The sequence below is a fragment of the Mycobacterium sp. 852002-53434_SCH5985345 genome, assembly GCF_001667155.1.
Classification (GTDB): Bacteria; Actinomycetota; Actinomycetes; order Mycobacteriales; family Mycobacteriaceae; genus Mycobacterium.
The window spans coordinates 49732-70038 of sequence record NZ_LZIE01000014.1 but is presented as its reverse complement, the minus strand read 5'-3'; the positions used below and the strand labels follow the sequence as shown (position 1 = coordinate 70038).

At 68.8% G+C, this 20307-nt stretch carries 21 protein-coding genes and 1 pseudogene; 14 read left to right on the top strand and 8 right to left on the bottom strand.

Translation table 11 applies throughout. From position 1 onward, the window contains the following. Positions 1–113: 113 nt before the first annotated feature. A pseudogene (locus A5756_RS02290) lies at positions 114–425 on the top strand (SGNH/GDSL hydrolase family protein); the annotation flags it as partial. 3 nt (positions 426–428) lie between these two features. Here A5756_RS02290 and A5756_RS02285 read toward each other — a convergent pair. Further along, complete coding sequence (locus A5756_RS02285; RefSeq protein WP_066946249.1) at positions 429–950, bottom strand: serine/threonine protein kinase; 522 nt, start codon at positions 948–950, stop codon at positions 429–431. A 65-nt stretch (positions 951–1015) separates the two neighbouring features. Next, a complete protein-coding gene (locus A5756_RS02280) occupies positions 1016–1543 on the bottom strand; it encodes a serine/threonine protein kinase (protein ID WP_066946246.1) in 528 nt (175 codons plus the stop codon). Between the two features lie 361 nt (positions 1544–1904). Here A5756_RS02280 and A5756_RS02275 point away from each other — a divergent pair, with 361 nt between their 5' ends. From A5756_RS02275 to A5756_RS02255, 5 genes are read left to right on the top strand one after another with little or no spacing between them, the layout of a single operon-like run. After that, a complete protein-coding gene (locus tag A5756_RS02275; protein ID WP_046183018.1) occupies positions 1905–2240 on the top strand; it encodes a CD225/dispanin family protein in 336 nt (111 codons plus the stop codon). A gap of 14 nt (positions 2241–2254) precedes the next feature. After that, a complete protein-coding gene (locus A5756_RS02270; protein WP_066946243.1) occupies positions 2255–2680 on the top strand; it encodes a DUF2752 domain-containing protein in 426 nt (141 codons plus the stop codon). Between the two features lie 53 nt (positions 2681–2733). Beyond that, positions 2734–4227 (top strand): M28 family metallopeptidase, encoded by a 1494-nt coding sequence (locus A5756_RS02265; protein WP_066946239.1) that lies wholly within the window; start codon positions 2734–2736, stop codon positions 4225–4227. Then, positions 4224–5696: a M28 family peptidase gene (locus A5756_RS02260; protein ID WP_066946235.1), complete on the top strand. Its 1473-nt coding sequence runs from the start codon at positions 4224–4226 to the stop codon at positions 5694–5696. The genes A5756_RS02265 and A5756_RS02260 overlap by 4 nt, the downstream gene beginning before the upstream one ends. Before the next feature lie 43 nt (positions 5697–5739). Continuing rightward, positions 5740–7191 carry an HNH endonuclease signature motif containing protein gene (locus A5756_RS02255; protein ID WP_156659149.1) on the top strand — a complete coding sequence of 484 codons (1452 nt, stop codon included), beginning with the start codon at positions 5740–5742 and terminating at the stop codon, positions 7189–7191. Positions 7192–7196: 5 nt separating this feature from the next. On the opposite strand, the gene A5756_RS02250 is transcribed toward A5756_RS02255, so the two are convergent. Beyond that, on the bottom strand, positions 7197–7877 hold the full coding sequence (locus A5756_RS02250; RefSeq protein WP_197505462.1) for an MspA family porin: 681 nt from the start codon (positions 7875–7877) through the stop codon (positions 7197–7199). 377 nt (positions 7878–8254) lie between these two features. On the opposite strand from A5756_RS02250, the gene A5756_RS02245 reads away from it, so the two are divergent. Together A5756_RS02245 and A5756_RS02240 are read left to right on the top strand one after the other, a co-directional pair. After that, positions 8255–11242: an acyl-CoA synthetase gene (locus A5756_RS02245; RefSeq protein WP_066946229.1), complete on the top strand. Its 2988-nt coding sequence runs from the start codon at positions 8255–8257 to the stop codon at positions 11240–11242. Beyond that, positions 11235–11450 carry a Trm112 family protein gene (locus tag A5756_RS02240; protein ID WP_066946226.1) on the top strand — a complete coding sequence of 72 codons (216 nt, stop codon included), beginning with the start codon at positions 11235–11237 and terminating at the stop codon, positions 11448–11450. The genes A5756_RS02245 and A5756_RS02240 overlap by 8 nt, the downstream gene beginning before the upstream one ends. On the opposite strand, the gene A5756_RS02235 is transcribed toward A5756_RS02240, so the two are convergent. The 4 genes from A5756_RS02235 to A5756_RS02220 are packed head-to-tail and all read right to left on the bottom strand — an operon-like array spanning position 11416 to position 14863. After that, complete coding sequence (locus tag A5756_RS02235) at positions 11416–12039, bottom strand: TetR/AcrR family transcriptional regulator (protein ID WP_066946274.1); 624 nt, start codon at positions 12037–12039, stop codon at positions 11416–11418. The genes A5756_RS02240 and A5756_RS02235 overlap by 35 nt on opposite strands. Beyond that, a complete protein-coding gene (locus A5756_RS02230; protein WP_197505724.1) occupies positions 12039–12857 on the bottom strand; it encodes an ABC transporter permease in 819 nt (272 codons plus the stop codon). Before A5756_RS02230 ends, A5756_RS02235 begins: the two co-directional genes overlap by 1 nt. After that, positions 12791–13546: an ABC transporter ATP-binding protein gene (locus tag A5756_RS02225; protein ID WP_066946224.1), complete on the bottom strand. Its 756-nt coding sequence runs from the start codon at positions 13544–13546 to the stop codon at positions 12791–12793. The genes A5756_RS02230 and A5756_RS02225 overlap by 67 nt, the downstream gene beginning before the upstream one ends. A gap of 39 nt (positions 13547–13585) precedes the next feature. Further along, complete coding sequence (locus A5756_RS02220) at positions 13586–14863, bottom strand: ammonium transporter (RefSeq protein ID WP_066946221.1); 1278 nt, start codon at positions 14861–14863, stop codon at positions 13586–13588. Positions 14864–14934: 71 nt separating this feature from the next. Here A5756_RS02220 and A5756_RS02215 point away from each other — a divergent pair, with 71 nt between their 5' ends. After that, entirely contained in the window at positions 14935–15546 is a 612-nt protein-coding gene (locus A5756_RS02215) for a DNA-3-methyladenine glycosylase (protein WP_066946218.1), read from the top strand. Here A5756_RS02215 and A5756_RS02210 read toward each other — a convergent pair. Then, the gene (locus A5756_RS02210; RefSeq protein ID WP_369817394.1) at positions 15543–16610 is read right to left on the bottom strand and encodes a bile acid:sodium symporter family protein; all 1068 of its coding nucleotides are present in this window, start codon (positions 16608–16610) and stop codon (positions 15543–15545) included. The two genes, A5756_RS02215 and A5756_RS02210, sit on opposite strands and share 4 nt — an antisense overlap. Here A5756_RS02210 and tyrS point away from each other — a divergent pair. From tyrS to A5756_RS02185, 5 genes are all read left to right on the top strand, one after another. Next, complete coding sequence (tyrS, locus tag A5756_RS02205; RefSeq protein ID WP_066946211.1) at positions 16555–17826, top strand: tyrosine--tRNA ligase; 1272 nt, start codon at positions 16555–16557, stop codon at positions 17824–17826. The genes A5756_RS02210 and tyrS overlap by 56 nt on opposite strands. A 76-nt stretch (positions 17827–17902) precedes the next feature. Further along, positions 17903–18277, top strand: coding sequence for a DUF732 domain-containing protein (locus A5756_RS02200; RefSeq protein WP_231989246.1), 375 nt, complete (start codon positions 17903–17905; stop codon positions 18275–18277). Positions 18278–18305: 28 nt separating this feature from the next. Beyond that, positions 18306–19082: a tetratricopeptide repeat protein gene (locus A5756_RS02195; RefSeq protein ID WP_082959968.1), complete on the top strand. Its 777-nt coding sequence runs from the start codon at positions 18306–18308 to the stop codon at positions 19080–19082. A 1-nt stretch (position 19083) separates the two neighbouring features. Beyond that, on the top strand, positions 19084–20094 hold the full coding sequence (locus A5756_RS02190) for an HAD-IIA family hydrolase (protein ID WP_066946205.1): 1011 nt from the start codon (positions 19084–19086) through the stop codon (positions 20092–20094). Positions 20095–20117: 23 nt separating this feature from the next. Then, a complete protein-coding gene (locus A5756_RS02185; RefSeq protein ID WP_066946202.1) occupies positions 20118–20300 on the top strand; it encodes a hypothetical protein in 183 nt (60 codons plus the stop codon). The last annotated feature ends 7 nt before the right edge of the window (positions 20301–20307 follow it).

Here is a 20307-nt window from a genome sequence, read left to right as displayed (position 1 = left end):
GGGCCCGACCCCTGCCCCGCCGCGCGCGCGGCCGCCGGCTCTAGCCGGCCGTCGCGGGGGGGCGGGGGCGGGGGGCGGGGGGGGGGGGGGCGGGGCGCCCCCCCCCCCCGCGGGCCCGGGTCCTCTTCGTCGACTACCTGACCGTCCTGCCTCCGGCGGGCATGCCGGCCGCGCCGCTCTCGGACACCGACGCCGACCTCGGGCGCCACGTGGCCGCGACGCTGGAACGGCTCACGGCCGACGCGGCGACGGCAACCGGCTGCGAAGTGGTCGGCGCCGCGGCGGCCAGCCGGGAGCACCACGCGTGGTCGCCGGAGCCGTGGACCACGAGACCCGGTGTGCCGCTACCGGGCCGGGCGGCGCCGTTGCACCCCAACGCCGCCGGGATGCGTGCCGTAGCCGAACTGGTGTCCGCGCGGTGGTGAGGATCAGCCGTTCGTGCGCCACCACTGGTAGAGGGCGTTGACGTCGGAGTTGGCCGAGGTGAGGTGCCCCAGGACGTTCTTGGCGTCGGTGGTCCACGTCAACGTCGCGTAGTTCTTGTAGGTGCCGCAGGCGATCTGGCCGCCCGTCTGGCCGTTCTGCTTCCAGGTTCCCGGTGACTGCCCGGCGTCCCCGCACGCGGCCAGGGAGACGTCCTTGATGGTGGAACTGAACGCGGAGGCCAAGTTGGTGCCGTTGGAGAAGAGGGCGTAGACGCCGGAGCCGGGGCCGCTTGGGTCGGGGCTCTGCCCGCACAGGAGCTCGGCCAGCTCACCGGATTCGGTCAACTCCTGCGACTTGCAATTGTTGAGGCCGTAGCCCTTCGACAGGTTGGCCGCCAGCGTGTTCATATCGGCTGCGGTGCCGGTGTTGGGTTCCGCGACCGCGGGGGCGCTTCCCGCGAAAGCCAAACAGCCGATTAGCGCTGCCGCCGACACGGCACGCAGCGCGGTGTTGAGGTGTGACATTTTCGTTGACTCCCTATGGTTGTTGGATGGGTGATACCGAAACCCGTTGCCCCCCAATTGCGAAGTCAGCCGTTGGCGCGCCACCACTGGTACAGCGCGGCGCCGTCGGTGTTGGACCCGCGGATGTAGCTCAAGATGTTCTTGGCGTCCGAGGTCCAGATGATCTCGGCGGCGTTCTGATACGTCCCACACGCGACCTGTCCGGCATTGCCGCTGTTGCTGCCCTGGTGCCAACTGGTGGGTGATTGGCCGCTGTCCCCACAGGTGCCCAGTACGTCGTCTTTGATGCTGGCCTTGAACGAGCCGACCAGGTTTTCGCCGTTGTTGAACAGGATGTACTTGGCCTGGACGGGGCCGCTCGGGTCGGGACTCTGCCCGCAGGTCAGCGATGCCAGTTCGCCAGTGGTGATGTTCTGGGCGGTGCAGTTGTTCAGCCCGTAACCCTTCGACAGCGATGCCGCAAGCGTGTTGATGTCCGACGAGCTACCGGTGTCCGCGGGATCCGCCGCCGCGGTGGCCGTCCCCGCTAAGGCGCAACCGCACGCGGACGCCGCGGCCGTGACGACCCGCAACGCGTTGCTGAGATGGGACATCCTCTGGCTCCTAAGCGGTTGTGGGGGCGGCGTCGCTCACCGGAGAAACGTACTTCCGCTAAGTAGGGATCGTAGGGATATGTCCAGACAAAGCAACACATTCCGCTGGCAATTATCTGTCTCGGCATGTTTCTCGACACCGCAGCGCAACGGGTACTAACGCGGGCTTTCGAAACCGTTTTCTTGCCAGCCCTTTTCGCGATGGGCCGGTAGGAGAACGGAGACTTAACGCGGGGGGGACGGTCGCGCAGCATGTCAGCGGGTCCAAAGGGGATTTTCAAATTGCTAGTGCCGCCGCGACTGTGCTCGGGTATGGTTAGCACCGCTTTACGCCAGCTAACTTCTCGGGACTGGAGAATTCATGACACAACCGCCGGCACCGCCTCCTCCGCCGCCTGGTTACCCGCCGCAGCAACCCGCCGGGCAAGCGCCGAATAACTATTTGGTGTGGTCCATCCTGGTGACCCTGTTCTGCTGCCTCCCCTTCGGAATCGTGGCGATCGTCAAGTCCAGCCAAGTCAACGGTCTCTGGGCGCAGGGCCGTTATGCCGAGGCGCAGGCGTCCGCCGACAGCGCCAAGAAATGGGTGATCTGGTCGGCGGTCATCGGGGTCGTCGTGGGCATCATCTACGGCATCTTGATGGCGGTCGGCGCGCTCAACACGAACACCAATGCGGCGCTCGCCGCGATGTTCTGAGCCCGGTTCCCAATATGGTGACCCGTCCAGGGTCGGCGCCGCTGAGTCTGGGAGCCCCACTTGTGGTGGCCGCTTCCACGACGTTGATGTGCGCCGCCATCTGGGCGGGTGACCCGACCACTCCCAACGGTCCGCTGCCGGTGTGTCCCACCAAGGCGCTGTTGGGGATCGACTGTCCGGGATGCGGCAGCTTGCGCATGCTGTATTCCCTGATGCACGGCAACGTCATGGCGGCCGCCAGGTTCAACGCATTGGGCCTGGCGGCCGTCGTGCTGTTGGTATGGGCGTACCTTGCCTGGACCTATGGACGGGTGGCGGGCAAACGGGTCCGGAGCTGGCAGCACGCTCGCTGGTCCGCGGTGGTGACGCTGACGCTGGTCGCGGCGTGGTTTGTGGTGCGCAACATTCCCTTTGCGCCGTTCAACGCGCTCTATGTCTGATACCGCCGTGTCCTGATCCCGGCCGCTCGTCGCGCGGTCTAACCTGGGGCGCGATGGTGAACAAATTCACGACGATCCCGGCGGCGCTCGTTGTGGTCGCGCTTACCGCAATCTCGGCCGGTTGCTTCCACCGGTCCTCGCCACAAGCGACCGGCAACCCCGACGCGGCGAAGTTCGCCGGCGCGCTGCACGACAAAGTCACGGCCGACGCAATGATGGCCCACCTGACAAAGCTCCAGGACATCGCCAACGCCAACAACGGCACCCGGGCGGTGGGCACCCCCGGTTACGAGGCCAGCGTCGACTACGTCGTAAACACGTTGCGCGGCAGTGGTTTCGATGTGCAGACCCCCGAATTCTCCGCGCGGGTGTTTCACGGGGACAAGCCGGAGGTGACGGTGGGTGGCAGGCCGGTCGAGGCGCACGCGCTCGACTTCAGCCTCGGCACCCCGCCGGACGGGGTGAGCGGGCCGCTGGTCGCCATCCCCGCCAACAACGCCCCCGGTTGCGCGGCCTCGGATTACGGCAACCTCCCGGTGCAGGGGGCCGTGGTCCTGGTGGACCGCGGAACGTGCCCGTTCGCTCAGAAGGAGGACGTCGCGGCGCGGCGCGGTGCGGCCGCGATGATCGTCGCCGACAACGTCGACGAGCAACAGATGGGCGGGACGCTGGGGCCGGACACGAACGTCAAGATCCCGGTGCTGAGCGTGACCAAGTCCGTCGGCGTGCAACTGCGCACCCAGCCGGGACCGGCCACCATCAAGCTGAACGCGCGGGTGCAGAGCTTCAAGGCCCGCAACGTGATCGCGCAGACCAAGACGGGATCGACGACCAACGTCGTGATGGCGGGCGCGCATTTGGACAGCGTGCCCGATGGACCGGGCATCAACGACAACGGTTCGGGAGTGGCCGCGATATTGGAAACCGCTCTGCGGCTCGGTAATTCGCCACAGGTGCGCAACGCGGTGCGGTTCGGGTTCTGGGGAGCGGAGGAACTCGGTCTGATCGGATCGCGCAACTACGTCGAATCTCTTGACCTGACTGCGCTCAAAAATATTGCGCTGTACTTGAATTTCGACATGCTCGCGTCGCCGAACCCCGGCTACTTCACCTATGACGGCGATCAATCGCTGCCGGCGGACGCCCGCGGGCAGCCGGTCGTACCGGAGGGGTCGGCCGGTATCGAGCGAACGCTGGTCGCCTACCTGAAGACCGCCGGAAAGACCGCGCAGGACACGTCTTTTGACGGCCGCTCCGACTACGACGGGTTCACCCTGGCGGGCATCCCCGCCGGTGGCCTGTTCTCCGGCGCCGAAGTGAAGATGTCTGCGGAGCAGGCAAAGCTGTGGGGTGGGACCGCCGACCAGCCGTTCGACCCCAACTATCACCAGAAGACCGACACCCTCGATCACATCGACAAGGCCGCGCTGGGTATCAACGGCGGCGGCGTCGCCTACACGGTCGGCCTCTACGCCCAAGACCTCGGCGGCCACAACGGGGTGCCCACTATGGAGGACCGCACGCGTCACGTGCTCACGAAGCCATGAGCCGCCGGCTCGGAGCGGCACTGCTGCTGGCGACCGCGCTGCTGGCGAGCTGCTCGTCGGCACGGCCGGGATCGCCCGCCGCCGCACCGGATTTAGGTCGCGGCCTGGCCGGAAAAGTGACCGTCGATCAGATGTTCGCCCATCTGCGCGCGCTGCAGAACATCGCCAACGCCAACAAGGGAAACCGGGCGGACGGCACGCCGGGATACGACGCGAGTGTCGACTACGTGGCTAAAGCCCTGCGCGACAGGGGTTTTGAGGTGATGACCCCGCAGTTCGATCGGCTGTACGCGGTTGCCCCCGGCAGGCCGGCGATAACGATCGCCGGCCACAGCTACCCCGTCGACCAGGCGTCGTTGTTGGTCCAGACACCCCCCGGTGGCCTGACCGGCCAGCCCGTCCGGCCCGTCCAGCCCTCGGGCTGTGCGGCCAGCGATTATCCGGCCGCGCTGCCCAAAGGCTCGATCGCCGTCGTCGACGACGCGCGTTGTTCGGTGGTCGACAAGCAGAACAGCGCGGTGGCCAAGGGCGCCGCCGCGCTGGTCGTGCTCAGTGCGCCCGCGGGCCAGGGCGCCCCGGCCACCTTGTTCAATCCGGGCTATTTCAAGCAGCTGACCGTGCCGGTCGCGGTCGCGGGCAGGTCCGCCGCGACCGCGCTCGCCGACGCGAGTGCGCCGATACATCTGGTGCTGGACGCCCAGAACACCAAAATCACATCGCGAAACGTGCTGGCGCAGACCAAGACCGGTTCGCCGCACGAAGTGGTCATGGTCGGCGCGCATCTCGACAGCTCGCGTGGCGGTCCAGGCATCAATGACGACGGATCCGGGGTCGCCGCGGTGCTGGAAACGGCGCTACAGCTGGGGCCATTGGCTCCGGTGAACAACGCCGTGCGGTTCGCGTTCTGGGGCGCCGACGAGGACGGGCTCAACGGCGTAATGGATTACGTGTTCGGCCTGGACAGCGACCAGCTCAACGATCTCGCGATGTACCTCAACTTCACCAGGCTGGGTTCCCCCAACGCCGGCTTCTTCACCGACGACGGCGATCAGTCCGGTCCGCCGGCGCCCGGGGTGACCTACGCTGACATCCCCGACGGCTCGGCCGGCATCGAGCGCACCCTGGCGGGGTATCTGAACCTGGCCGGGAAGCGGCCCGCGGACATGCCGCTGAGCACCCTCGCGGACTACCACCCCTTCATGGTCGCGGGTGTGCCGATCGGTGGCATGACGGCCGGCGCCACACAGCCGAAAACCACGGTGCAGGCCCGATTGTGGGGTGGGCAGGCCGGCGTCCCGTTCGACCCCAACTATCAGGGCCCCCACGAAACCGCCGACAACATCAACCGCGACGCGTTGGCCATCATGGGTTCTGGCGTCGCGTACGCCGTGGGCAGCTACGCGCAGTCCACCGGCGGGGTGAACGGCGTCCCGCCGCACGATAAGAGGCATCGCACCCGGATGCCGTAACCGCCGATCGGGGTTGTCGGTGGCACGCACTATGCTCGAACACATGTTCGATACACGGCTGCATGAGTACTGGGAGCCTCCGCGGTGTGAGCGCTCGCGGGAGTTGGTGGATCGGATGTGCGAGTCATGGCGGTTAGAGGCCCAAGTGGTGGCGGCTCGGTTGGATGCGGTCGGGGAGCTGTTCGAGCTGCGCCGCGCCCAGCGCGGTGAGGAGGCGGATTGGGCGGTGGACACCTGGGCGGCGGTGGGGGCCGAGGTGGCTGCGGCGTTTCGGGTGAGCTTGGCGATGGCGGGCAGCTTCATGCGGTATGCGTTGGCGATGCGTGAGCGGCTGCCACAGGTGGCGGCGGCGTTCCGCGCCGGTGATATCAATTACCGGTTGTTTCAAACCATCGTGTACCGCACCGATTTGATCACCGATGCTGAGGTGCTGGCCGCCGTGGATGGCGAGTTGGCCGTGCGCGCGGCGCGGTGGCCGTCGATGACTCGGGGCCGGTTGGCCGGTGAGGTCGATAAGATCGTGGCGAAGGCCGACGTTGATGCGGTGCGCCGTCGGCAGCGGTGTCGGGACGAGCGCTGTGTCGGGATCGAGGATCTCGAGGGCGGCATGTCCGAAATCCACGGCAGCCTGTTCAGTCCAGATGCCCACGCCTTGGACGAACGGTTAGATGCCTTGGCGGCCACGGTGTGTGAGCATGATCCGCGCAGCCGCGATCAGCGGCGCGCCGACGCGCTGGGGGCGTTGGCGGCCTCGGCGGATCGGCTGGGTTGCCGCTGTGGACGGCCCGATTGCGCCGCGGGAAAGCGGCCTGCGTCAACGCCGGTCGTCATTCATGTGATCGCCGAACAGGCGAGCATCCAGGGCCGCGGGTCGGCTCCGGCGTCGGAGGTAGGCGCCGACGGACTGATGTCCGCCGAGCTGGTCGCCGAGTTGGCCGGTTCGGCGACGCTGGTGCCGGTGAGTGTCCCGACCGAAGCCGAACCGCGCTACACCCCCTCGGCCAAGCTGGCCGATTTCGTGCGGTGTCGGGATTTGACGTGTCGGGCGCCCGGGTGTGATCGCCCGGCCGTGGACTGCGATATCGACCACACGATCCCCTACGCGCAGGGCGGCCCGACGCATCCGTCGAACCTGAAATGTTTGTGCCGCCAGCATCATTTGCTGAAAACGTTCTGGGGCTGGCGCGATGAACAGTTGCCCGATGGCACCCTCCTCTGGCGTCTACCCGACGGGCACACCTACGTCACCACCCCGGGCAGCGCGCTGCTGTTCCCCAGCCTGTGCGCGCCCACCGGCGACCTCCCGGCCCCCGCGGCCGGCCCCCAGCGCTGCGGCGAGCGCACCGCGATGATGCCGCTGCGCACCCGCACCCGCGCCCACAACCGGGCCCAGCGCATCGCCACCGAACGCCACCACAACCGCCAAACCCGCTTAACCACCCAAGCCACCCAAACCGGCCCCGCACCCCCAGACGACGAACCCCCACCCTTCTGATTGGTTCAGACGGATTTGGTGACGCCGACGTAGGACAGCACCACGTCGGATTCGTCGGTCACTTGGGTCAGCGTTGCGTAGGACCGGATGAACGACTGACCCACGCACCCATCGATTTTGACGTGGAATCCGGTGACGATGACCCGCGGATTCGGGCCCGTGAACTCTTTCTTGGCCACCGGTACTTCGACTACGACACCGGGCTTGAGGCCCACGGTGATCAAGCCGCCCATCGGGGTGGTGACCAACGGCACCGGTGTCGGCGTACCGGCAAACACGCCCGCCAAGCCCAAGCCCGGGGTGACGCCGGCGTTGCCCCCGAGGGTGACGCCGTTGGACGTGCTCATGTCGATTCCACAGCCGATCTCGTAACCCACCTCGAGGACGCCGCGAGGGTGTTCGAGCCCGTCCAGTGACGCGGCGAACGTTCCGCGGGCGAGGTATTCGCGAGACGAGATTGCGGTGGTCAACGGTGCTATGGGAACTTGCGACTCGTCCTTCGCCCCGAGAGTCAGGGTCCAGCCTTCGGGCGTCGTGTAGGTCACCGGTTCGGACGAGGGCACCCGCCCGTCGTCCGGCGTGACCGCGGCGGCGTTTTCAGCGTCGGGGTCGGCGGCCGTTGGAGGCGCCGTCACCGCTGACATGACGACGCACAACGCGACCATCGCAGCGCGACGAACGACCACGGCTATCGGCCACACATGCGACACCGTATGTACGGCCCGATTCCGCTCGCGAAATTTGCCGGTCGACTCGCCAAAGTCGTTGTGCGTTCGTAACCGTTATGGGATATGGCCGCGGAAGTTTGGGGTGGAATGCCGTTCTGGGACGACCGAGAGACGATTCGGACGGTGTTCTGCCGCCGTGGCCCGACGGGAAAAAGTTAACGACGCGCGTCGCCATCGCGCTGGACGCCCCGGACGGCGGCGGTGCCCGACCGGTGTCGAAGGTACCCCCGCGCAACCGCAACGGCTGGCCGCAGTCGGGTAAATCGCCTGGCCAGGACCACCGAGCCCGCGGGTGTGCCATGATGTCGGAGCTGTCAAGACATTAGGGAGCGGCCGTGGATCTCAACTTGTCGATTGTCACGCGACCGGTCGAGCGCCTGATAGCTACGGCGCAGAACGGGCTCGAGGTCTTGCGATTGGGGGGCTTGGAAACCGGCACCGTGCCGTCGCCGTCTCAGATCGTCGAGAGCGTGCCGATGTACAAGCTCCGACGTTATTTCCCGCCCGACAGCCGGCCAGACAAGCCGCGGGTCGGCCCTCCGGTGCTGATGGTGCACCCGATGATGATGTCGGCGGACATGTGGGACGTCACGCGCGAGGACGGCGCGGTCGGCATCCTGCACGCCAACGGGCTGGATCCCTGGGTCATCGACTTCGGCGAACCCGACAAGGTCGAAGGCGGCATGCGCCGCACCTTGGCCGACCACATCGTCGCGCTCAGCCAGGCGATCGACACCGTCAGGGACGTCACCGGCAGCGATATCCATCTGGTCGGGTATTCGCAGGGTGGCATGTGGTGCTACCAGGTCGCCGCGTACCGGCGTTCGAAAAGCCTGGCCAGCATCGTCACCTTCGGTTCGCCGGTGGACACCCTGGCCGCCCTGCCGATGGGCATCCCGGCGAACTTCGCCGCGCCCGCCGCCAACTTCATGGCCGACCACGTCTTCAGCCGGCTGGACATCCCCAGCTGGATGGCGCGCACCGGGTTTCAGATGCTCGACCCGCTCAAGACGGCCAAGGCACGGGTGGACTTCGTGCGCCAGTTGCACGACCGCGAGGCGCTACTGCCGCGCGAACAGCAGCGCCGGTTCCTCGAGCGCGAAGGCTGGATTGCCTGGTCCGGTCCGGCGATCTCCGAACTGCTCAAACAATTCATCGCCCACAACCGGATGATGACCGGCGGCTTCGCCGTCAACGGGCAGATGGTCACGCTCACCGACATCACCTGCCCGGTGCTGGCCTTCGTCGGCGAGGTCGACGACATCGGTCAGCCGGCGTCGGTGCGGGGCATCCGGCGGGCCGCCCCGGACGCCGAGGTCTACGAAAGCACCATCCGCACAGGGCATTTCGGCCTGGTCGTCGGGTCCAAGGCGGCGCAGCAGAGCTGGCCGACCGTCGCCGAATGGGTGCAATGGATCTCCACCGGCGGCGACAAGCCGGACGGCATCGACCTGATGGCCGACCAGCCCGAGGAGCACACGGACAGCGGCGTCGCCCTGAGCTCCCGGCTCGTGCACGGCATCGGGGAGGTCTCCGAGGCGGCGCTGGGCATGGTGCGCGGCGCCGCCAACACCGTGGTCGCGGCCAACAAGTCGATGCGCACCCTCGCCGTCGAAACGGCCCGCACGCTGCCGCGGCTGGTCCGGCTGGGACAGATCAACGACCACACCCGAATCTCTCTGGGCCGCATCATCGATGAGCAGGCGCACGACGCCCCGCAGGGTGAGTTCCTGCTGTTCGACGGGCGCGTGCATACCTACGAGGCCGTCAACCGGCGCATCACCAATGTCGTCCGCGGCCTGATCGAGGTCGGGGTGCGGCAGGGCGACCGGGTCGGCGTGCTGATGGAGACGCGACCCAGCGCGCTGGTCGCCATCGCCGCGCTGTCCCGGCTGGGCGCGGTCGCCGTCGTGATGCGACCGGATGCCGACCTGGCGGCGTCGGTCCGGCTCGGGGGAGTGACCGAGCTGCTGACCGACCCCACCAACCTGGAGGCGGTGCTGGCGTCGGATCGCCAAGGGCTGCGGCAGGTGCTGGTGCTCGGCGGCGGCGAGTCGCGGGACCTGCACCTGCCCGACGACAGCGACGTCATCGACATGGAACGGATCGACCCGGACGCCGTCGAGCTGCCCGGCTGGTACCGGCCCAACCCGGGGCTGGCGCGGGACCTGGCGTTCATCGCGTTCAGCACGGCCGGCGGCGAGCTGGTCGCCAAGCAGATCACCAACTACCGGTGGGCGGTGTCGGCTTTCGGGACCGCCTCGACGGCCGCGCTGGACCGCCGGGACACCGTGTACTGCCTGACCCCGCTGCACCACGAGTCGGCGCTGCTGGTCAGCCTGGGCGGCGCGGTGGTCGGCGGAACCCGCATCGCACTGTCCCGCGGCCTGGACCGCGACAGGTTCGTTCAAGAGGTGCGGCAGTACGGCGTCACGGTGGTGTCCTACACCTGGGCCATGCTCCGCGAGATCGTCGACGACCCCGCGTTCGTGCTGCACGGCAACCACCCGGTGCGGCTGTTCATCGGGTCCGGCATGCCGACGGGCCTGTGGGGCCGGGTCGTCGACGCGTTTGCGCCCGCCCATGTCGTCGAGTTCTTCGCGACCACCGACGGACAGGCGGTGCTGGCCAACGTGTCCGGCGCCAAGGTCGGCAGCAAGGGTCGCCCGCTGCCGGGCGCCGGGCGCATCGAGCTGGCAGCCTACGACGCCGAGCAGGACCTGATCCTGGAGAACGACCGTGGCTTCGTCCAGGTCGCCGAGCCGAAACAGGTCGGGGTGCTGCTCGCCGCCTCCAACGGCCCGATCGATCCCACGGCGTCGGTCAAACGGGGAGTCTTCGCCGCCGGGGACACCTGGATCTCGACCGAGTACCTGTTCTACCGCGACGACGATGGCGACTACTGGTTGGCGGGCAGGCGCGGCTCGGTGGTCCACACCGCGCGCGGCCTGGTGTATCCCGAGCGGGTCACCGACGCGCTGAGGTGCATCAACGGCGTCGACCTCGCGGTCACCTACAACGTGCCGGTGGGTGACCGGGAGGTGGCGGTCGCGGCGGTTACGCTGCTTCCGGGGGCCACGATCACCGCGGCCGACCTGACCGACGCCGTGGCCAAGATCCCCCTCGGCGTGGGTCCCGACATCGTCCAAGTGTGTCCGGAGATGATATTGAGCGCGACATATCGTCCGACCGTCAGCGCCCTGCGCGCGGCGGGAATTCCCAAGCCGGGGCGCCACGTGTGGTACTTCGACGCGGACGGCAACTTCTTCCGGAAGCTGACCCCGAGCGTGCGGGCCGAGCTGAGCGGGCGTTCCGATGGTTGACGATTCACTGCTGGAAATCCTGGTCTGCCCGGCCGACCGCGGACCGCTGCTGCTCGTGGGTGACGAGTTGCTGTACAACCCGCGGCTGCGGCGCGCCTACCGCATCGAGGACGGCATCCCGGTGCTGCTTATCGACGAGGCCCGCGACGTCGACGACGAGGAGCACGCCCGGCTCATGACACAAGGCCGTCCGGCAGATCCCCGGTGAGATAGCGCTGCAGGTTCGGCGCGATGGTGTGCGCGACCTGCTCGGCCGGTAACGACGCGAACGGCTCCAATCGCAGGATGTAGCGCGCCATCACGACGCCGACCAGTTGCGACGCGACGAATTGGACGCGGATCAATCCGCTGCCGGGCGGATTGTCAACGCGCGGACCCACTTCCACCCCGATCACGTCCTCGATGAACGTGCGGAACAGGTTGACCTCCGAGCCGGCCAGGATGGACCGCAGCGTGGCGATGAAGCCCGTGCCCAGGTCGGAATCCCACAGCGGCAACAACATCGACGGCAGCCGGTAGCCGACTTCCTCGATCGGCACGTCGCGCAGGGGGCCGATGATGTCCATCGGGTCGATCGGGATGTGGACGGCGGCGGCGAACAGCTTCTCCTTGGTGCCGAAGTAGTGATGCACCAGTGCCGAGTCCACACCCGCCGCGGCCGCCACCGCGCGGATCGACGTATTGCTAATGCCGTTGGTGGCGAACAACTCTCGAGCGCTGGCCAGGATGCGGTTGCGGGCGTCGGAGCCGCCGGCCGGCCGCCCGGGCCGCCGGCGCCCGGGGTTGGCGATCGCCACTAGGCGGTCCGCCGACGCAGCGTCGCCGCGGCCAGGCACAGCGCGATGAGCGCGGAGCCGAACACGACGACGATGTCGCGCCCCGCGATGTATGTCAGCTGCGGGTGCGCACCCACCTGCTGCAGCGCCTCCAGCGCGTAGCTGGCCGGCATCACGTTGCTGACCCACTGCAGCCAGTGCGGCATGAGTGCGCGCGGCACGATGATGCCGGCAAGCAACAGCTGCGGCACCATCACCAGCGGGATGAACTGCACGGCCTGAAACTCGGTGCGCGCGAACGCGCTACAAAGCAGACCCAGCCCCACACCGAGCACAGCGTTGACGATTGCGATCACAAACACCCACGCCGGGCTGCCGGCGGTGTCGAAGCCGAGCAGCCAAAACGACACGATGCACGCCACTATGGCCTGTGCCGCAGCGGCCACCGAGAAGGCGCTGCCATAGGCGATCAGCAGGTCGAACCGGCGCAGCGGAGTGGTCAGGATGCGCTCCAGCGTCCCCGACGCCCGTTCCCGCTGCATCGTGATCGCCGTGATGATGAACATCACGAACAGCGGGAAAAGGCCGAGCAAGATCAGGCAGGCGTTGTTGAACGGCGCCGGCGTGCCCGGGCGATGCGGCGCGTTCTGAAACATGAAGTACATCAACGTGATAACCAAGACCGGCACGAACAGGATCATCGCGACGCTGCGGTGGTCGGCCGCCAACTGGCGCAGAATCCTGGCCGTGGTGGCGGTGTATCCCTTGAGCCCTAACCGGCTTGGCGCATGGTGTTGCGCTTGATGATGGACAGAAACGCGTCCTCCAGTGACGTGCATCCGGTGTCCTCTCGTAGTCGGTCCGGGGTGGTATGCGCGAGCAGGTGACCGTCGCGCATCAGCATTAGGTCGCCGCAGTGGTCGGCTTCGTCCATGACGTGGCTGGACACCAGCAGCGTGGTGCCGGTGCGGGCGAGATCGGCGAACTGCTCCCAGAGATCCGCCCGCAGTACGGGATCCAGGCCCACCGTGGGCTCGTCGAGCACGAGCAGGTCGGGCTGGCAGACCAGCGCGCACGCCAGCGATACCCGGGTGCGCTGACCGCCGGAAAGGTTGCCGCAGAAGGCGGTTCGGTGATCATCCAACCCGACCCGCTCGATCGCGGCATCGGCGGCCTGGCGGTCGAAACCGTACAGCGAGGCGAAGTAGCGAACGTTGTCGACGACCCGCAGGTCGTTGTAGATGGTCGGGTCCTGCGGCAGGTATCCGACCCGTCGGTGCAGCGAGGCCGACCCGGCCGGGTGGCCGAGCACGGTGACGGTTCCCGAAGTGACGATCTGGGTGCCGACGATGCACCGCATCAGCGTGGTCTTGCCGCAGCCGGACGGGCCGAGCAGGCCGGTGATGCTGCCGCGCCCAATTTGCACCGAGAGATCGTGCAGGGCGGGGCGCTTGCCACGTATCACCCGCAGGTGATCGATCCGGACGGCCTGTTCCGCGATTAATTCATCACGTGATGAAGTCATCATATGATGAATATCGTCCTCTACCGAGGCGCTGTCAAGGGTCTACGGGGAGCGCTCGGGCGAACCCGGGCGGCGCTGGGGCAGGTGCCCGTGCACGCCCTCCGCGTAGGCGGTCTCGGCATGCTGGGTGAGGTCCACGCCGGTGGTCTCGTCCTCCGCGCTGACCCGGAAACCCATCACCCGGTCGATCACCTTCGCGAGCACGAAGGACACCGCGAACGCGTACAGCGCGACGACGACGATCGCCAGCGCCTGCTTGCCCAGCTGGGTGAAGCCGCCCCCATAGAAGAGGCCGCGCGGGCCCGACGTCATGACCGCCGTGGCGAGGAGCCCGATCAACGACACCCCGACGACGCCGCCGACGAAGTGCACGCCGACCACGTCCAGCGAATCGTCGTAGTTGAGACGGAATTTCGCGCTGACCGCGAAGGAGCACACGATGCCCGCCGCGAGGCCCACGACCGCGGCGCCGAGCGTGTTGACGGTTCCGCACGACGGCGTGATGGCGACGAGCCCCGCGACCACCCCGGACGCCGCGCCGAACGTCGTGGGCCGGCCGTCGCGGACCTGTTCGACCGAAAGCCAGCCGAGCATGCCGAGGCAACCGGCGACGAGGGTGTTGAGGAAGATGGCCGCCGCGGTCCCGTTGGCGGCCAGCGCGGACCCGGCGTTGAACCCGAACCAGCCGAACCACAGCAGGCCGACACCGAGCAGCACGAGCGGCAGGTTGTGCGGCCGCATGGCTTCCTTCTTGAAGCCGATGCGGGGCCCCAGCACCAGCGCCAGGGCCAGCGCCGAGCAGCCGGACACGATCTCGACGACGAGTCCGCCCGCGTAGTCCAGCACGCCCAACTTGGCCAGCCAGCCGCCGGGCCCCCACACCCAATGCGCCACAACCGAATACACGACGACCGTCCAGACCGGCACGAACACCATCCACGCGGCGAACTTCGCGCGGTCGGCGATGGCGCCGCTGACCAGGGCGGCCGTGATGATCGCGAACGTGACCTGGAACGTGGCGTACAGGAGTTCTGGAACCGTGCCGTGCGCGGTGTCCGGGGCGATGCCCAGCATCCCGACATGCCTGAGATTGCCGAGGAACCCGCTCGCCCCGTCTTCGGAGAACGCGACGGTGTAGCCGAGCAACAGCCACGCCACCGTGACCAGCGGGATGGAGATGAAGCTCATCATGATCATGTTGAGCACGCCGGTGGTGCGGACCATGCCGCCGTAGAAGATCGCCAGGCCGGGCGTCATCAGGAGGACCAGCGCCGTGCTGGCCAGCAGCCACGCGGTGGCGGCGGGGTCGATCGGATGCATGATGCGTGCTCCTTCACAGGTCCCAAGACACCGGGATACTGCCATGGAAGCGCTGCCGGTAGGTTCGGTGGGTGGCCGCAAGCGAGCTGCTCGTCGACCCCGTCGCGGCCGCGCATCGGCTACTCGGCGCCACCCTCACCGGGCGGGGCGTCGGCGCCGTCATCGTGGAAGTCGAGGCGTACGGCGGCGTTCCCGACGGTCCATGGCCGGACGCCGCGGCCCACTCCTATCGCGGCATCAGCGGGCGCAACGCGGTGATGTTCGGACCCCCCGGCCGGCTCTACACCTACCGCAGTCACGGGATCCACGTCTGCGCCAACGTTGCCTGCGGGCCGGACGGGACCGCCGCGGCCGTCCTGTTGCGGGCCGCCGCCCTCGAGGACGGCACCGACACGGCGCGCGCCCGGCGCGGCGAGCTGGTTCACGCGGCCGCGCTGGCGCGCGGTCCCGGCAATCTGTGTTCGGCCCTGGGAATCACCATGGACGACAACGGGATCGACCTGTTCGACCCCGCCAACCCCGTGACCCTGAGACTCAACGAGCCGCTGACCCCCGTGTCGGGCCCGCGCGTCGGGGTCAGCCAGGCCGCCGACCGGCCGTGGCGATTCTGGCTCCCCGGCCGCCCGGAAGTGTCGGCATACCGGCGCAGTCCGCGGGCGCCCGCCCCCGGAACCAGCGACTAGACGGTTTGGGTGGCGGGGGCGACCGCGCGAAAGGCGGGGTCCACCCGCCGCGCCAGGAACACGAACGCCACGGCCAGCAGCGGCGCGACGGCACTGTAAATCGCGGCCGGCGTGGCCATCTCGACGCTGTTCAGTAGCTGCGGACTCAACGCGACGCCCATCGCCACCACGGCGTTGTGCATACCGACCTCCAGGCTCACCGCAACGGCCTGTCGGGGAGCCAGCCGCATCAGGCGCGGCGCCAGATAGCCGACCGTCAGGCTCACCGCGCAGAAGGCCACGACGGCCGCGCTCAGCAGGCCGAGGTTGTGCCACAGCGTCGTTCTTCCCCCGGCGATGGCCCCGAGCACGGCGAGGACGAGCAGCGTGAGCGCCACGATTCGCACCGGTTTCTGCAGTCGCCGGGCCAGGTCGGGGAAGCGGTGGCGGACTGCCACCCCGATCGCAATGGGAACGATCACCAGGCCGATCACCGCGAAGAACTTGCCCGGCTGGAGCGGGAGAAACCGCCCTTCGCCGAGGAACCACGTCATCGACACCGCCAGAATCGCGGGCAACGCAACGATGGACAGCACGGCGTTGATCGCGGTCAGCGTGAGGTTGAGCGCCAGGTCGCCGTTGAAGAGGTGGCTGAGGATGCTGGACATCGTCCCGCCGGGGGTCGCGGCCATCAGCATCAACCCGACGGCCAGGTGGGGCTCGAGGTGGAAGCCCTCGGCGATGGCCAGGCACAGCGTGGGGAGCAGCAGCGACTGGCAGACGAGCGCGACAACCAGTGGTTTGCGAAGCGTGGCGGCCCGCTTGAAGTCGTCGACCGTGAGCGTCAGCCCGAGCGCGAGCATGATGATCACGACCACCAACGGCCAATATCGGTTGTCCATGACGCTCCGCGTTGTTTGGTTCGCTGAGTGGAAGGCGATGGCGCGACGATGCGCCGCGCCGTTAGCTTGCCTTATCAAGCAACGCAGGAGCGAATCGCGGCCGCGGGACCGACTAAAGTCGGCGGCGATGTCTTCCGGGATCCTTGACGAGCTGGACTGGCGTGGGCTGATCGCGCAGTCCACCGACCTCGACGCGTTGGCCGCCGAGGCGCGGCGCGGGCCGTTGACGGTGTACGCCGGCTTCGACCCAACCGCGGCCAGCCTGCACGCGGGGCACCTGGTGCCGCTGCTGGCCCTGCGGCGTTTCCAGCGCGCCGGCCACCGGCCGATCGTGCTCGCCGGCGGCGCCACCGGCATGATCGGTGACCCGCGCGACGTCGGGGAGCGCACCCTGAACGAGGCGGACGTCGTCGCCGACTGGACCGAGCGCATTCGCGGGCAGCTGGAGCGCTTCGTCGACTTCGACGAATCCCCGACGGGCGCGGTCGTCGTGAACAACCTGGACTGGACGGCCCCGCTGTCGGCCATCGAGTTCCTGCGTGACCTCGGCAAGCACTTCTCGGTCAACGTCATGCTGGATCGCGACACCGTCCGGCGGCGGCTGGAGGGCGAGGGCATCTCCTACACGGAGTTCAGCTACATGCTGTTGCAGGCCAATGACTACGTCGAACTGCACCGCCGGTACGACTGCGCGCTGCAGATCGGCGGCTCCGACCAGTGGGGCAACATCATCGCCGGCGTGCGGCTGGTCCGCCAGAAGCTGGGCGCGACGGTGCACGCGCTCACCGTCCCGCTGGTGACCGCGGCCGACGGCACCAAGTTCGGCAAGTCCACCGGTGGCGGCAGCCTGTGGCTGGACCCGGCGATGACCACCCCCTACGCCTGGTACCAGTACTTCTTCAACACCGCCGACGCCGACGTCATCCGGTATCTGCGCTGGTTCACCTTCCTGTCGGCCGACGAGCTGGCCGAACTGGAACAGGCCACCCAAGAGCGTCCACAGCAGCGCGCGGCCCAGCGCCGGCTGGCCCGGGAACTGACCGTGCTGGTGCACGGCGAGGCCGCCACCGAGGCGGTCGAGCACGCCAGCCGGGCGCTGTTCGGGCAGGGCGAACTGGACCGGCTGGACGAGGCGACGCTGTCGGCGGCATTGCGTGAGGCCTCGGTCGCCGAGCTCAAGCCCGGTGGCCCCGACGGGATCGTCGACCTGCTGGTGGCCAGCGGCCTGTCCGAGAGCAGGAAGGCGGCGCGGCGCACCATCGGCGAGGGCGGGGTGTCGGTCAACAACATCCGGATCGACAGCGAGGAGTGGGCGCCGCAGCCCTCGGACTTCCTGCACGGCCGGTGGCTGGTGCTGCGCCGCGGCAAACGCACCGTCGCCGGGATCGAAAAGGTCTAGAAACCGCACCCGCAAAACGCGTTGCTGCGCAAACCTTTACCGCACCGTGTTGCGGTTGTGACCCGTACAGGCCAGGGTGGTCACGATGACGGCTTCCCGGCGTGTGGAACGGTCCCTGCTGCGCGTGCTGTTCCTGACCGCCTGCGTGGCGGCCCTGGCCGCCCCGCTGGCCGCGCCCGTCAGCGCCGACATGCGGGGCAACGCGTTCCTGATGGCCCTGACCAACGCCGGCATCACCTACCCGCACCCGGCCGGCGCCCTGGCGCTGGGCCAGTCGGTCTGCCCGATGATCGTCACGCCGGGCCAGTCCTTCGACTCGGTCGCTGCCGAAATGTCCGAGCGCAGCGGCCTGGGCTACGAGTCGGCCGGCCTGTTCACCATCGTCGCCGTCGCCAACTACTGCCCGGCGGTGATAGCGCCGCTGCTGCAGAACCGGCTCACGGCGTACTAGCGCGCGGGGCCCCCGTATCCTCGGCTGCGTGGTCGACGACAGGCAGCGGGGTGAACGGCGCCCGCGCACATCGGGCGGCTGGTCGGGGCCCGGCCGCGCGCGGCCGGCTCAGCCGCAGCAGCCCGACGGCCACCGCACGCCGGAACCCGGGCCGCCGATACCGCCTGGCGTGGAGGCCCGGCAGCTGGCGCCCGAAATCCGGGGCGAACTCAGCACCTTGGACCGGGCCACGGCCGACGCGGTGGCGCGCCACCTGGTCGCCGCGGGTGAGTTGCTCGACGAGGACCCGGAGGCCGCGCTCGGCCACGCCCGCGCGGCGCGCGCCCGGTCCAGCAGGATCGCCGCGATTCGTGAGGCGGTCGGCATCGCCGCCTATCACTGCGGCGACTGGGCCCAGGCGCTGGCCGAATTGCGCGCCGCCCGCAGGATGGGCAGCAAGTCCAACCTGCTCGCCCTGATCGCGGATTGCGAACGCGGGCTTGGCCGCCCGGAGCGGGCGATCGAACTCGCCCGCGGACCGGAGGCGGCCCAGCTCCAGGGCGACGAGGCCGACGAGCTGCGCATCGTCGCGGCCGGCGCGCGTGCGGACCTCGGCCAGCTGGAGCAGGCGCTGACCCTCTTGTCCACGCCGCAATTGGATCCCGGTCGCCGCGGCTCGACGGCGGCGCGGTTGTTCTACGCCTACGCGGACACGCTGCTGGCGCTCGGTCGCAATGATGAAGCGCTGCAATGGTTCCTGCGCTCAGCCGCCGCCGATGTCGAAGGCGTCACCGACGCCGAAGACCGGGTCAGCGAGCTGGGCTGAGATGACCAGCGTTGCGCGCCAATACGATTGCCTGCTGCTCGACCTGGATGGGACGTTGTTTCGCGGCCGCCGGCCCACCGAGGGTGCCGTGCAGGCGCTGGCCGAGGTGCGCAGCCGCGCGTTCTTCGTCACCAACAACGCGTCTCGCAGCGCCGCCGAGGTCGCGGCGCACCTGACCGAACTCGGCTTCACCGCCACCGCCGACGACGTCGCCACCAGCGCGCAGAGCGCGGCCCGGTTGCTGGCCGACCGGCTGCCTGCGGGGTCACCGGTGCTGATCGTGGGCACCGACGCACTGGCCGACGAGGTCAAGGCGGCCGGGCTGCTACCGGTGCGCCGGTATGACGACGACCCGGTCGCCGTCGTCCAGGGCCTGTCGATGACCATCGGCTGGCCGGACCTCGCCGAGGCCGCGCTCGCCATCCGGTCTGGCGCGCTATGGGTGGCGGCCAACGTCGATCCGACGCTGCCCACTGAGCGCGGCCTGCTGCCCGGGAACGGATCCATGGTCGCCGCGCTGCGCGCGGCCACCGGCGCCGAACCCCAGGTCGCCGGAAAGCCGGCGCCCGGGTTGCTCACCGACGCGGCGGCCCGGGGCGACTTCCGCGCGCCCCTGGTGGTCGGCGACCGGCTGGACACCGACATCGAGGGCGCCAATGCGGCCAAGCTGCCCAGCCTGATGGTGCTCACCGGCGTCAGTACGGCCCGGGACGCCGTGTACGCCGATCCCGTGCACCGGCCCACCTACATCGGCCACGACTTGCGCGCCCTGCACTCCGACGGCGAGCAGCTCGCGGTCGGGCCCCAGCCGGGCTGGCGCATCGACGTCGGCGAGCGGGCGGTCATCGTCAGCAGTGACGGGCCCGACGACGGCGACGGGCTCTCGATCGTGCGGGCGGTCGCCAGCGCGGTCTGGGGTGCGCAGTCGGACGGGCGGCCGATCAGCATCGAGGCCGCCGACGACCGGGCCCGCGCCGCGTTGCAACGCTGGTCTTTGGTGCGCAGCGACTGACGGATGACTAGCGTAAGAGCGCAATGACTACCGATCCTGAACAGATTCGCGCCGAAATCGACGCCCTGCTGGCCCGGCTGCCCGAGCCCGGGGGCCCGGAAAGCCCCGAGGACCCGTCGCTCCCGGAGCTCGAAGAAATAGCCCGCCGCCTCTCCGAGGCGCACGACGTGCTGCTTGCCGCGCTGGAGTCGGCGGAGAAGGGCTGAGTGCGCG

Coding starts and splice junctions, on each gene's coding strand:
- A5756_RS02220 (WP_066946221.1), bottom strand. CDS start 14,863: ATGCATCCGATCGACCCCGCCGCCACCGCGTGGCTGCTGGCCAGCACG.
- A5756_RS02265 (WP_066946239.1), top strand. CDS start 2,734: ATGGTGAACAAATTCACGACGATCCCGGCGGCGCTCGTTGTGGTCGCG.
- tyrS (WP_066946211.1), top strand. CDS start 16,555: ATGTCTTCCGGGATCCTTGACGAGCTGGACTGGCGTGGGCTGATCGCG.
- A5756_RS02275 (WP_046183018.1), top strand. CDS start 1,905: ATGACACAACCGCCGGCACCGCCTCCTCCGCCGCCTGGTTACCCGCCG.
- A5756_RS02270 (WP_066946243.1), top strand. CDS start 2,255: ATGGTGACCCGTCCAGGGTCGGCGCCGCTGAGTCTGGGAGCCCCACTT.
- A5756_RS02225 (WP_066946224.1), bottom strand. CDS start 13,546: ATGATGACTTCATCACGTGATGAATTAATCGCGGAACAGGCCGTCCGG.
- A5756_RS02185 (WP_066946202.1), top strand. CDS start 20,118: ATGACTACCGATCCTGAACAGATTCGCGCCGAAATCGACGCCCTGCTG.
- A5756_RS02240 (WP_066946226.1), top strand. CDS start 11,235: ATGGTTGACGATTCACTGCTGGAAATCCTGGTCTGCCCGGCCGACCGC.
- A5756_RS02230 (WP_197505724.1), bottom strand. CDS start 12,857: ATGCACGTCACTGGAGGACGCGTTTCTGTCCATCATCAAGCGCAACAC.
- A5756_RS02285 (WP_066946249.1), bottom strand. CDS start 950: ATGTCACACCTCAACACCGCGCTGCGTGCCGTGTCGGCGGCAGCGCTA.
- A5756_RS02190 (WP_066946205.1), top strand. CDS start 19,084: ATGACCAGCGTTGCGCGCCAATACGATTGCCTGCTGCTCGACCTGGAT.
- A5756_RS02260 (WP_066946235.1), top strand. CDS start 4,224: ATGAGCCGCCGGCTCGGAGCGGCACTGCTGCTGGCGACCGCGCTGCTG.
- A5756_RS02255 (WP_156659149.1), top strand. CDS start 5,740: ATGTTCGATACACGGCTGCATGAGTACTGGGAGCCTCCGCGGTGTGAG.
- A5756_RS02280 (WP_066946246.1), bottom strand. CDS start 1,543: ATGTCCCATCTCAGCAACGCGTTGCGGGTCGTCACGGCCGCGGCGTCC.